This window comes from Sporomusa sp. 246TCP1 (genome assembly GCF_057319775.1).
The window spans coordinates 1,220,840-1,232,821 of sequence record NZ_CM170492.1 but is presented as its reverse complement, the minus strand read 5'-3'; the positions used below and the strand labels follow the sequence as shown (position 1 = coordinate 1,232,821).

At 41.4% G+C, this 11,982-nt stretch carries 11 protein-coding genes; 3 read left to right on the top strand and 8 right to left on the bottom strand.

Features of this window, described 5'->3' with window-relative positions; genetic code table 11:
- Positions 1-38: 38 nt before the first annotated feature.
- Complete coding sequence (locus AC1ECB_RS06135; protein ID WP_485667897.1) at positions 39-764, bottom strand: TonB family protein; 726 nt, start codon at positions 762-764, stop codon at positions 39-41.
- 947 nt (positions 765-1,711) lie between these two features.
- On the opposite strand from AC1ECB_RS06135, the gene AC1ECB_RS06130 reads away from it, so the two are divergent.
- The 3 genes from AC1ECB_RS06130 to AC1ECB_RS06120 all read left to right on the top strand — a co-directional run bounded on the left by AC1ECB_RS06130 (position 1,712) and on the right by AC1ECB_RS06120 (position 3,129).
- Entirely contained in the window at positions 1,712-1,936 is a 225-nt protein-coding gene (locus AC1ECB_RS06130; protein ID WP_485667896.1) for a hypothetical protein, read from the top strand.
- 9 nt (positions 1,937-1,945) lie between these two features.
- Positions 1,946-2,356, top strand: a complete 411-nt coding sequence (locus tag AC1ECB_RS06125; protein WP_485667895.1) for a redoxin domain-containing protein — start codon at positions 1,946-1,948, stop codon at positions 2,354-2,356.
- A gap of 227 nt (positions 2,357-2,583) precedes the next feature.
- Positions 2,584-3,129 (top strand): flavodoxin family protein, encoded by a 546-nt coding sequence (locus AC1ECB_RS06120; protein WP_485667894.1) that lies wholly within the window; start codon positions 2,584-2,586, stop codon positions 3,127-3,129.
- Between the two features lie 87 nt (positions 3,130-3,216).
- Here AC1ECB_RS06120 and AC1ECB_RS06115 read toward each other — a convergent pair whose 3' ends face one another.
- The 7 genes from AC1ECB_RS06115 to AC1ECB_RS06085 all read right to left on the bottom strand — a co-directional run bounded on the left by AC1ECB_RS06115 (position 3,217) and on the right by AC1ECB_RS06085 (position 11,862).
- Entirely contained in the window at positions 3,217-5,691 is a 2,475-nt protein-coding gene (locus AC1ECB_RS06115; RefSeq protein ID WP_485667893.1) for a CoA-disulfide reductase, read from the bottom strand.
- 186 nt (positions 5,692-5,877) lie between these two features.
- Positions 5,878-7,110, bottom strand: coding sequence for a phenylacetate--CoA ligase family protein (locus tag AC1ECB_RS06110; RefSeq protein ID WP_485667892.1), 1,233 nt, complete (start codon positions 7,108-7,110; stop codon positions 5,878-5,880).
- Between the two features lie 18 nt (positions 7,111-7,128).
- A complete protein-coding gene (locus tag AC1ECB_RS06105) occupies positions 7,129-7,725 on the bottom strand; it encodes an indolepyruvate oxidoreductase subunit beta (protein WP_485667891.1) in 597 nt (198 codons plus the stop codon).
- On the bottom strand, positions 7,722-9,515 hold the full coding sequence (gene iorA / locus AC1ECB_RS06100; RefSeq protein WP_485667890.1) for an indolepyruvate ferredoxin oxidoreductase subunit alpha: 1,794 nt from the start codon (positions 9,513-9,515) through the stop codon (positions 7,722-7,724). Before iorA ends, AC1ECB_RS06105 begins: the two co-directional genes overlap by 4 nt.
- A 430-nt stretch (positions 9,516-9,945) precedes the next feature.
- Positions 9,946-10,410, bottom strand: coding sequence for a nuclear transport factor 2 family protein (locus AC1ECB_RS06095; RefSeq protein WP_485667889.1), 465 nt, complete (start codon positions 10,408-10,410; stop codon positions 9,946-9,948).
- Positions 10,411-10,565: 155 nt separating this feature from the next.
- On the bottom strand, positions 10,566-10,781 hold the full coding sequence (locus tag AC1ECB_RS06090; protein ID WP_485667888.1) for a hypothetical protein: 216 nt from the start codon (positions 10,779-10,781) through the stop codon (positions 10,566-10,568).
- A gap of 28 nt (positions 10,782-10,809) precedes the next feature.
- Positions 10,810-11,862, bottom strand: coding sequence for a hypothetical protein (locus AC1ECB_RS06085; protein ID WP_485667887.1), 1,053 nt, complete (start codon positions 11,860-11,862; stop codon positions 10,810-10,812).
- Between the last annotated feature and the right edge of the window lie 120 nt (positions 11,863-11,982).

Below are 11,982 nucleotides of genomic sequence, written 5' to 3'. Positions count from 1 at the left end.
ATAATCTCTCCCCTGAATTATTTTGTTCTTAGGCTGATTTATTGCAATTTAAATATAACAGGTACAACAACCCAGGCGGGAACCGGCCGCCCGCCTTGATAAGCCGGACTGAACCGCCAGCGGCGCAATCCGCTGATAGCCGATTGATCTATGCTGTCATAACCAGAGTTTTGCACAATTGCCGAATCACCGACGATTCCATTTTCGAGGATTAAGACCCGTATGCGCACTGTTCCCTCCCAACCATGAACTCTGGCTTCTTCCGGATAAGATGGCGGTGGACCGTCAATGACATAGGGAAGCCTGCCTGAGCCGCCGGATGGTGAACTTTCGGCGGTGCCATTACCGCTATTACCGCTACCTATCTGACCGGTCGTAGTCGTTGCAGAGCCATTGCCGTCAGCGATTCCGTCCCGTGTTGCCTGGCCTTTGAATGCCGGTTCTGTGGCAGTGGCATTCGCCTGTTCGAAAGTGGGTGCAGGCTGAGCAAGAGCGGAAGCCTTCTCGGCTGGAAGTCGGCTGTCTGCTGCCGCTTCAGCATGGCTAGGCGGTGAGGCAGCCGCCGCTTGCACTGGTGCATCGGCATGGTTGTCGTCACTTATATATTCGCCCAATTCCACTTCAATGGGAATCAGAGGCTCTGGCAAAATCTCCTGTTGTTTATCCTGAATGTATATAAGCCCAATGCCGACAACGATCATCAGATGAATAATAGCGGACAGTGAAAATGCAATTCCCCAACGTTTTTCTATCATTGTAGCCATTAATAAAGCCTCCTTTATTGTTGTACATCGTCGGAAGTAAGTGCATAAATCCTGTCAAATAATAACCGGACGCTTCCTATTTTTTACAAGAAAGCGTCCGGTTATTATCATTAAAATAGTCCGGATAAATTACATTTTCGAATAGAAAATAAGTCCTGCTTTTTGAAGTCACAACTTTTATTGTAAATTCAGAACCTGGCAATAATATATAACTATCCTGTAATGTAATTTGTATGCTCCTTTTCAAAAAGAAGACGCCGCCTTTTCCAGCTACACCCCTCGGTTGCCTATCATACGTTAGTGGATTAGATAAACAATTCAGAGTTACATAAAACTTAACGGAAAATGAGAAAAGATATAAATTTAATTTAGTCTGTTCACGTTTTAACAAAATTTCTTAAACAAATTCCATTTTAGACATTTTTTCTTTTATTTCTACATTATTATATACTATAACTACCAAAAATGTAAAGTAGCATATATGATCTATAGCTAATATAAACATAATTATATAATTTTTATATTTGTTTATGTGTATTTATATTTGATATTGTATATTTTAACTTTCTTTTAAGAAGAAGCCCGTTTATGTAAGTACACCCATTATTTACTTTATCAGTAATAGCATGTGTACCACATACCTTCGCCGCCCGCTTTTAACGATACTGAATGTCGATTACCAGGCTCCAACCCGGCAGAAGGCAAAAAAATACCCAGCTTAGTGCTGGGCCAAAAGAAAGTGATTGAAATTTGACATATAAATTATATATCTTTATGGTTGTAATATCAATCATTATGTACCTTTTTCAACTTTTTTATTGTTATTTATCTAAGTAGCCAGTTAATTCATTACATGCAATTCGAGCCTACACATATCTAAAATTATTTATGACCATTACATAACCATCAACATATTATACATTGATCCCAGAAGGAGGTTGCATAATATGGCTGAAACTGAAATAGATAACTTTAGAGACTATAAATGTTTATACAAAGAAAAACATCCTGCACAAGTACATGGGCGAACCTGTTTCCGGCTAGAGGAGACGGCTCCTGACTTCTGTTTGCCTGCATACTATCGTGGAAAAGAAATAGAAGTTTGCCTGAAGGATTTCCATGGATGCTGGCTGCTTCTTTTCTTTTATTCCAGTAACTTCACTTTTGTTTGACCAACGGAATTGGCGGCAGTTGCCGCTGCTTATCCTTGCATCCGTGAACTTGGTGCGAATGCCATAGCAATCAGCACTGATAGCGTTTACTCCCATAAAGTATTTGCTGAAACCTCGCCCAGTGCCAGGAAAGTAATGTACCCGCTCCTATCTGACCGTAATGGTAAAATTTCATGTGCCTACGGTGTATTAGATAAAGACAAGGGAGCAGCGTATCGTGCATCTTTTATCATTGATCCGAGTGGACGAATTCGCTATTATTCTGTCTATCCTCGTGAAGTGGGACGAAATGTGTGGGAAATTATCCGCACACTTCAAGGTATTCAGTATGGTGAGGCAACCGGTGAAGGAGTTCCTGCTGGTTGGGAACCGGGTGAACCAGGTATCAAAAGGGATTTCAGAAAAGTTGGTACCATATAGCAGAACCAAACCACCCGATATATATGGGTGGTTTGGTCATGTGCCTTATACAAACATAACCTTAAGCAATGTTTGCATCCCTGTTTGCCAGCCCCTCTTCAATAATTTTTTAGTGGCATGCTTTGTATATAAAACTATCCAAGTGTAGCCGTAGATACAGTCTTATCCAAATAATTGCATTATAATAGGACTGTAAGTAAATGAAATAAAGGGGTGGTCGTGTTAAAATGAAAATTCTAAATCTATTTTGCTCTTGTACAGGCAATACCAAAAAAGTTGCTTTGCAAATCGAAAAATCAGCACAATGTCTTGGACATGATGTTACTACTATTGAAGTAGTTGCTAAAACTAACGAGAATGTATTTAATTTTTTGGATTTTGATTTTGTGTTCATTGGATCAGGAGTGTATTCATGGCTACCACCAAAGTTTATGTGCGATTTTCTTGCTGCAACGCTGAAAAAGCATATTAAACAAGGCGATGTAAAAGGATGTGCTCCAAGAATTGCTGGAAAAAGAGCAGTAGCGTATTGTACATATGGGGGTGCACATACCGGGATAAATGAAGCTGTTATTACTCCGAAATATTTAGGTCAACTACTTGATCATCTCGGCTTCGAAATAGTAACAGAATGGTTATTTGAAGGTGAATATAATAGTGAAGGTTACGCCCACTGGTCTGTAGACGGACGCCTGGGAGATATTACCGGTCGACCAAACGTTGATGACCTGCGGAAGGCTGGAGCTTTGGTAACCGGTATTTTAAAAGTATAATCTTGAATCTGCATACAAGTAGTTTCATGAGGCTGAATTAGCGATTATAAGAGGTAGCTTATTCGCTTTTTATTTAATTCAATCTGCCTAAATAAATAAATTTAACCCAGAATCGTCTGTGGCAGCTAAATAAGAAGCCACCCCAGCAATTTCAACACCATCGATAAACTCTTCTTGTTTTATGCCCATTAAATCCATTGACATAGAGCAGGCTACAACCTTTACACCCATATGCAAAGCATTCTTTATGAGAGTTTCTACATCGTCTACGTTGTTCTTTTTCATAATATATTTAATCATCATAGGACCCATCCCACCCATATGCATGTTTGATAAAGGTAACTCACCTGCATTGTTAGGCAGCATAACATCAAACATTTTTGCAATAGTATCCTTAATAACTACTGGCCTATCTTTTCTCTTAAGAATATTGAGACCCCAGAAAGTAAAGAACATAGTAACATGTTTCCCTAACGATGCTGCCCCTGTAGCAATAATAAAAGACGCGATTGCCTTATCCAAATCTCCGCTAAATACAACGAGCGTTGCTCCCTCTTTGCCTTTTTTACCTGCAACGGAGTTATTGTTCGCAGTATCATTTCCGGTATTTTTATTTCCCTTCTGAATTAGCGTCACTATTTGTTTTGTATCTCTTTCAAACTCGCCTTTAAGCAAAGTATTCCCCGTTTTATTACACCAAGCAGAAATATCTTTTTTAAATCCTGGGTCTGTGGCTCTTACTTCCAGTATGTCACCGTCCTTTAATTTAGTCATTTCTTCGAAGACCCTTCGGATTGGGCCGGGACATTGGAGACCACAGGCATCAAGTTTTACAGTTATTTTGGTAGAATTCAGAACCTCAGTTACCTCATTATCTTGTGTGTTATGCCAAACTTTGTCCCCCTTATCACCATTAATTCCTTTTACTAAAGCATACGTTTTATATCCACCATCTATATTTTTGCACATATACCCTAATTGAGTAAGAATCCTACAAGCTACGTAACCACGCAGCCCGACTTGGCAATATACATATATAACTTTATCTTTTGGCAGTTCGTTTAACCGACCACGCAGCTGGCCAAGAGGAATGTTAACAGCATTCTCAACCGTACCCAAATCTGCTTCAAAAGGCTCTCTTACATCAAGGACTAATCCACCATCACGAATGATGTCATCCACTTCATGCCATTGGATAGTGTCAACTAAACCCTCTATAATATTAGTGGCAACATATCCTGCCATATTTACAGGGTCTTTTGCCGAAGAATACGGTGGTGCATAGCATAATTCCAAATCAGGTAAGTCAAACACAGACAGCTTACCTTTAATGGCGGCTGCAATAACATCTATACGTTTTTCTACCCCTTCAAAACCTACCCCTTGTGCTCCAAGTATTTTACCTTCTTTCGCGGTAAAGATTAGTTTCAATGAGATTGGGAATGCCCCAGGATAATAAGCAGCATGAGAACCTGGATGGATGTGTAAAACGCGATAGTCAATACCGACAGCGTTGAGGGTCTTTTCATTATTCCCGGTTGCAGCAACTGTTAAATCGAATACTTTGGCTACAGATGATCCTAAGGTACCGGGATAGTTAGCAATTCTACCTGCTATATTATCGGCAACAATTCGTCCTTGCCGGTTGGCCGGCCATGCCAACGGAATTAAAGTGGAGTTACTATTTATATAGTCCTTGACTTCTACAGCATCTCCAACTGCATAGATGTGGGGATCAGATGTTTTCATAGAAGAATCAACTATAATTGCATTTCTGGCATTCAGTTCAAGACCGGCATCTTTTGCAATCTTAGTTTCCGGCTGAACTCCGATAGAAAGAATAATCATTTCCGTATCAATTTCCCGGCCACTCTTTAATGTAACTTTTCTGCCATTATTACTAAAAGATTTCACACCATCTTCTAGTATCAAATCTACGTTCTTGTCCAGCAGATGATCATGAACAATACATGCCATTTCATAATCAAGTGGTGCCATGACTTGGTTAGCCATCTCTACAATAGTTACATAGATACCGCAAGCATGCAGGTTTTCCGTCATTTCAAGACCGATAAATCCCCCGCCAACCACTACAGCGCACTTAGGCTTGTTGGTATCGATGTAATTTTTTATTGCATCTGTATCTGGAATATTTCGCAGCGTAAATAAATTTGTTGCTTCTTCTATACCGGAAATTGGTGGCTTAAGCGGGTTCGCTCCTGGAGAAAGCACCAAAATATCGTAAGTCTCGTGATAGCTTTCGTTAGTTCTTAAATTTTTTACGGTTACAGATTGATTAGCCGTATCAATTTGTATAACTTCACTCAAAATTCTTATGTCAATATTGAACCTGGCACTCATTTCCTCAACTGTTTGTACAATAAGTCTGGATCTATCCATTATTGTTCCACCGATATAATAGGGAAGACCACAATTTGCAAATGAGATATATTCGCCTTTTTCAAACATAATAATCTCATAGTTTTCATTGAGTCTTCTAAGACGAGCAGCAGTTGAAGCACCACCAGCAACGCCACCTACGATAACAATTTTTTGGATCATATTGGATTCCTCCTGTTTTCCACGTTATGACTACTGCAGTACCAATGACGTATACTATTTATAAAGATATTGTCCATTAGTTTCGATGTTTATATGCGTTTCATTAGCACTTACGTTTTTTGACGTATAGAAAACAGGGTACCGGCTGACCAGTACCCTGTTTTCATAGTATATTTAATTCATCTATCAATATCGATTATCAATAACTCTGGCTGTTTTCTTTTCACTACGCGGCAGCTGTCCGATACTGAGCGCCTGAGCATTAATTGTTAAACCCACTTTGGTTTTAAAATACTTTTTCACACGCAGTTCCAGGCTATTGGCATCAAAACCCTCTTGCTGCTCAAACCGTAGCAACATAGCATCCTTGCCTTCTTCGCGGTCTATGATAATCTGGTATTCACTGCTAATGCCTTCAATATGTTTTAAAACATCTTCCACTTGACCGGGATAGATGTTTACCCCCTTGACCTTAACCATATCATCAGTTCTGCCCAGAATTAAGTCATGGCGGGGATGGGGTAAACCGCAGGAGCATTCTCCTGTCAGCATCCGGGTAATATCCCTTGTCCGGTAGCGAAGTAGCGGTGCCCCTTCTTTGGTCAAGGTGGTGATAACCAATTCTCCAAACTCTCCGTCAGCAACAGGCTTGCCTGTCTGGGGATCAATAACCTCAAATAACAGATAGTCATCCCAATAATGCAGGCCATTACAGGCACTGCAGCTTATAGAAATTCCCGGTCCATATATTTCAGTAAGTCCATAAATATCATATAACTCAACACCCAGTTCCTCACGTATTCTAACACGCATTTTGTCGCCCCAGCGTTCAGAACCAAGAATTGCTTTTTTTAGTTTGATATGTTCTTTCAGGCCGCGTTTGTAAATTTCTTCCGCTAACAACAATGCATAAGAAGACGTCGCGCAAATGGCTGTTGACTGTAAATCCATCATCATCTGCAATTGTTTCTCGGTATTTCCCGGTCCCATTGGAATCGCCATCGCCCCTAATCGTTCAACACCAGCCTGAAAGCCGATACCAGCTGTCCATAAACCATAGCCTGGCGTAATTTGCACCCGGTCTTTGGCTGTCAAACCAGCGACGCTCATACAACGATGCATTATCTCGGCCCAAACTGCAACATCTTGGGCAGTATAGGGAATAATTATCGGTTTTCCTGTTGTCCCCGATGAGGAGTGGATTCTAACAATTTCTTCATCAGGAACGGCTTGGATATTAAGCGGATAGGCCTCACGTAATTCCTCTTTAGTGGTAAATGGGATTTTGGCAATGTCTGCCGGGGTTTGAATATCAGCTATATCAAAGCCGGCAGCTTTAAATTTATTCTGATAAAAAGGACTTTTTTGCTGCACTCGCCGGATTAAGGCCTGTAACTTGGTAAATTGTTCTGCGTTCATTACTCAGCACTCCCTTATTTATTGCACATATTGCTGGAAGTTGTAGCCAATTTCCAGTGCCTTCTTATTTAACTCCAAAAATTTCGCTGGCAAATTTTCTGTAATTGTCTGTAAAACTTCTTCCCGCGAAAAAGGCAATAACTGCTCCTTAATGGCAACTCCCAGCATAATAACATTTAGTACCTTGGCAGTACCGGCGGCAGCGCACAGCCTTTGTCCGTCGACAAATACCACCTGCTGCCTAGTGCTTTGCAGATAATGAATCATTTCAGCTGCCTGGTAGCTGTTGCCTCCCAGGGAGGATGTCACCGGGATAATTGGTTTAATATTGACTAATAACTGACCATCAGGTTTCAGAAATCCAATATTTCGCAAGGCTTCAGCTGGTTCAAAACCGATAATTAAATCTGCCATCCCTAGTGGAATGGCCGGCGAACAGTTTTGATCACCAATGCGCACATGACTAACTACACATCCACCCCGCTGCGCCATGCCAATAGTCTCCGAAGTTCTGGCAAAACACTGGTTGCTAATGGCTGTCTGAGCAATTATTTTGGAAGCAAGCACAGTTCCCTGACCACCAACACCTGCCAATAAACAATCTAATCTCATCATTCTAACCCTCCAATTGCCTGCGCCGGACATATCTGCCCGCACAGCTGACAGCCATAACATAAATGCGGATTAATTGTTACCTTATCCTCGACTGCACTCATGGCCGGACAGCCAATCTCCTTAATGCATTTCTTACAGCCAATACAGGTTTCTTTTATTTCCTGAATAGTATTCGGTTTGATGATCGCAATACAGGGAGATTCAAATATTACAACAGATACACCTTTATAGTTTACTGCTGCAGTTACTGTTGCGATTGCCTGCTCTAAATTTAGCGGATTGGCCTTGGCAACAAATGCCACACCACAGCCCTTCAGCACATTTTCGATACTAATTTTTTCCGAGATATTTCCCATCATGGTTTTGCCTGTGCCAGGATGAGGTTGATGGCCGGTCATGGCTGTTGTACTGTTATCGAGAATAATAACTGTGATGTCATTTTCATTGTAAACAGCATTAATAATTCCGGGAATACCTGTATGGAAAAAAGTTGAGTCGCCAATAAACGCAATTTGCTTCCGATCCGGTTCAGCCAGCTGCAAACCCTGGGCAATAGTGATGCCAGCTCCCATGCAGAGACAAGTATCTACCATATCCAGCGGCTGGGCATTGCCTAAGGTATAACAGCCGATATCCCCGGTAAATACTGCTTTTTGTCCGGTCTTTTTCAGGGCTTGCTTTACACTGTAAAAGGAAGCCCGATGCGGGCAGCCCGCACAGAGTACTGGCGGTCGCACCGGTAACTGCGGCAGCTCAACCGGCTTAGGTAATGCCGCCTGCGCCTGCCCGAGGAATTTACTGATGGCTGCGGCTACAATTTCATAGCTATATTTACCAGCTACCGGCATAGCCTTGGTCAACTTGCCTGTTATGCGAACGGCAAGACCTAGCTTACCACATAATCGAAGTAAATTTTCCTCAACCACCGGATCTAATTCCTCAATCACCAGAACCTCTTCCAGGCCATGCAAAAACTCAAGAGCCAAGTTGTCAGGAAAAGGATGTGGTGTTGCCAGCTTGAGCACCTTAACAGGAGTATTAATCGTTGCTAGCGCTTCCGTTACATAAGTAAACGAAACACCACAACCAACAATGCCCAAGGGACCCTGGCCACTAATGTGGTTATAAGGGGAAACCGAAAAATCCTGACTGATTTTAGCTTCATTAGCATCAATTTTTATATGATTTTGATAAGACAAGCGCGGGAATATTACCCACTTGGGGTCTTTTATAAAGCCTGCTATTTTGTTGCGATACCGTTCATCATCAGTTTCAACACTGGCGCAAGCGTGGCAAACCTGGGTTGTGGGTCTAAGCAGTACCGGTGTATTATATTTCTCAGACAAAGCAAAGGCCTCGCCAATCATGGTATAGGCTTCCTCCGGCGTCGACGGATCAAAAACCGGCAGATGCGCATAGCGGGCAAAATGCCTGGTATCTTGCTCAGTTTGCGAAGATATCGGGCCAGGATCATCAGCTACCAAGACAACCATACCGCCTTTTATGCCGATATAGGTCAAACTTATCAACGGATCGCTGGCAACATTAAGACCTACCTGTTTCATCGTAACCAAGGTCCTAGCCCCGGTATAGGCCGCCCCGGCAGCTACCTCCAGGGCAACTTTTTCATTGACTGACCATTCTACATATATATCATTATCCCGATGCTTAGCAATGGTTTCCAGTACCTCGGTCGAAGGTGTCCCCGGATAGCCACAAACAACGTTGACACCAGCTCTGATAGCACCAAGCGCGATTGCCTCATTACCCATAAGAAGTTTGGTCTTCATGTATTCTCCCCCATCTTTTCTGGACAAATAAAAAACACCTATCCTTTTTACAAGGACAGATGTCTAACCTGCGGTACCACCTTGGTTGTCAAACATTGTGTTTGACCGCCTCATAAGAATGCCATCACATTCTTGGCTCGGTAACGTAAGCACACGTCCAAAGCTAGTCAGTCCAAAAAACTTTTCACTCCACCCTCAAGGGTCCATTTGTTCAGTCCGCATTTCTGCCAAGTTCCCAGCACTCCTGGCTCTCTGTAAGCGCGCGAATGATTTAATCTCCCTATCATCAGTTTACAATATTATATTGGAAACTAAACTTTACTATAAATATATTTAACCACACGGCATTCTTATTGTCAATATGTACTTAGGTGAAGCGCTCCTCCCTGAGCGCTTCACCTACTTAATAGTGTCCATTAAAGAGATTCTATTAAAGACCCGTAAGTAACTGAGCTAATATCTTATACTTAGCTTCACGGAAAATCTGATCATAGTCAACAATGTACCATTCCCCATTGATTTTCTCAAGACCTACTGGTTTAAATACAAGATTAATTGAATTTTGTTCTGCTTGCATAGTTGCCAGGGCTGCAGCATAATTACCTTGCTGTGCCACAATCCTGACTGAGAGTAAATTAGCGTTTTTTATAGTAGCGCTGCTCTGCCCAGTCACAAACTTTAGGACTGTTTGCGTATCCCCAACAGATGTTGGCGACACATATAACGCAGCCTCATTCATACGATTGCTTTTGGCAGCATCAAAGAAATTTTCGATTACCGCTTCGGGTGATAGATTAGCCTGACGCGTAAGATTAGAACCGTTACCGCCGCCACAACCTGCTGTAATTAGCAAAGCCATCATAAATACTGCAACTGCAAGAAATTTTTTGTTCATGGTTAGTTTACATTCATCCTTTCGCTCTAATATTATGGTAACAGGATACGGTTTCATTATAGCACATTGCAACTGCCTTTTTATCTGGAAATTTCCACCATCAATAAATACAATGAGCGCCCCCCTTATTGGTTGGCGCTCATTGTATTTTAGTTCTACCGTTTGCTTTGCAACTCCCTGGTAAAAGCAATCAATTTATTCGTTACTGCCACATCACCCATCCCCATTATGTGAAGTCCATTTATTTGCTGATAAATCTGACTGATAAACTCACAGGCTACCTCAAAACCAGTTTTTCCCTGCTGCATTTCAGTAAGTATATTGGGGGGTATGGTTATCCCGGCCACATTCTTGTTGACAAATTCAGCCATGTACATAGTCCCTCCCAAGAAATTGCTATTATTGTTCATCTTGGGGATGATCTTTCATAGGAACTTTGCCATTGATCATATCGTCGACGTGATTTTCCATATTAGCTTTTATTTGCTTAGCTTTATCTGCTGGAATTCTGCCTTCTTTTACATCTTGATCAATGCGTTGAGCCATCTCTTCCAGCATCAATTTTCTAAGACTCTGTTCGCTAACACCATGCTCTTTCGCAATTGTCAGTAAAGATTTCCCTGATTTCATCTCCGTTTTCAGAGTTGCTTCATCTATGTTAAGTAGACTTAATAATTTTTCATTATGGAACATGTGACCCATAGGCCCATGTCCATGCATGGGAGCATTGCCATTAATAATGTCTGTTACATGCTTTTCCATATTGGCTTTCATTTGTACTGCCTGATTCTCCTGGATACAACCTGCTTTTACATCCTCATCAATACGCTCAGTCATTTGTTGGGTCATGAAAGCCGTAAGTTCTTGTTCGGAAACATTATGCTCTTTCGCAATCGTTAGTAAAGATTTTCCGGATTCTCTCTCCGTTTTCAGAGTTTCTCTGTCTATGTTAAGTAGATTTAATAATTTTTCACTATGGAACGGACTGTGACCCATCGGCCCAAATCCATGCATGGGAGCTTTGCCATGAATCATATCTGCTACCCGTTGATCAGTATCAGCTCTCATTTGCGTTGCCTGAGCATCAGACAGCCTACCTTCTTTTACCTTTCTGTCTATATGTACAGATAGTTGTTTAACCATAAAATCTGTGAGTTCCTGCTCTGAGATACCTTGTTCTTTGGCAATGATCGCTAATGTTTTGCCATCCTTTATATTGGCCTCAAAGGTTTTAGCATCGACTTTCAGGAACTCCAGTAAGGCTTGCTTATCCTCATGAAAGCCGTTCATCCCACATCTTTTAGGAAAATCACCTTTTTCAAATTGAGTCTGTTGCAATTTGCCTGTTGAATTATCTTGCTTATCTACAGTAGTAGCAGCCAACACAATTCCAGTTGCTGTAACCATTGTTGCCACACTGATTGCTAATAACCACATTCTCTTCTTATTCATTTTATTACCATCCTTTTCTTTTCATTTAGCCTGGAGGCTATAGTTGTATTATGAGCTCCAATTTTTTGAATAACTTTTGAAAATATTAGAAAAAAGTAAAGGACTATAAAAAACGCAAAA

What these genes read in the sequence shown, in the direction of transcription:
- AC1ECB_RS06115 (WP_485667893.1), bottom strand. Translation starts at nt 5,691, where the DNA reads ATGATCCAAAAAATTGTTATCGTAGGTGGCGTTGCTGGTGGTGCTTCA.
- AC1ECB_RS06120 (WP_485667894.1), top strand. Translation starts at nt 2,584, where the DNA reads ATGAAAATTCTAAATCTATTTTGCTCTTGTACAGGCAATACCAAAAAA.
- AC1ECB_RS06110 (WP_485667892.1), bottom strand. Translation starts at nt 7,110, where the DNA reads ATGAACGCAGAACAATTTACCAAGTTACAGGCCTTAATCCGGCGAGTG.
- AC1ECB_RS06095 (WP_485667889.1), bottom strand. Translation starts at nt 10,410, where the DNA reads ATGAACAAAAAATTTCTTGCAGTTGCAGTATTTATGATGGCTTTGCTA.
- AC1ECB_RS06105 (WP_485667891.1), bottom strand. Translation starts at nt 7,725, where the DNA reads ATGATGAGATTAGATTGTTTATTGGCAGGTGTTGGTGGTCAGGGAACT.
- AC1ECB_RS06130 (WP_485667896.1), top strand. Translation starts at nt 1,712, where the DNA reads ATGGCTGAAACTGAAATAGATAACTTTAGAGACTATAAATGTTTATAC.
- AC1ECB_RS06085 (WP_485667887.1), bottom strand. Translation starts at nt 11,862, where the DNA reads ATGAATAAGAAGAGAATGTGGTTATTAGCAATCAGTGTGGCAACAATG.
- iorA (WP_485667890.1), bottom strand. Translation starts at nt 9,515, where the DNA reads ATGAAGACCAAACTTCTTATGGGTAATGAGGCAATCGCGCTTGGTGCT.
- AC1ECB_RS06090 (WP_485667888.1), bottom strand. Translation starts at nt 10,781, where the DNA reads ATGGCTGAATTTGTCAACAAGAATGTGGCCGGGATAACCATACCCCCC.
- AC1ECB_RS06135 (WP_485667897.1), bottom strand. Translation starts at nt 764, where the DNA reads ATGGCTACAATGATAGAAAAACGTTGGGGAATTGCATTTTCACTGTCC.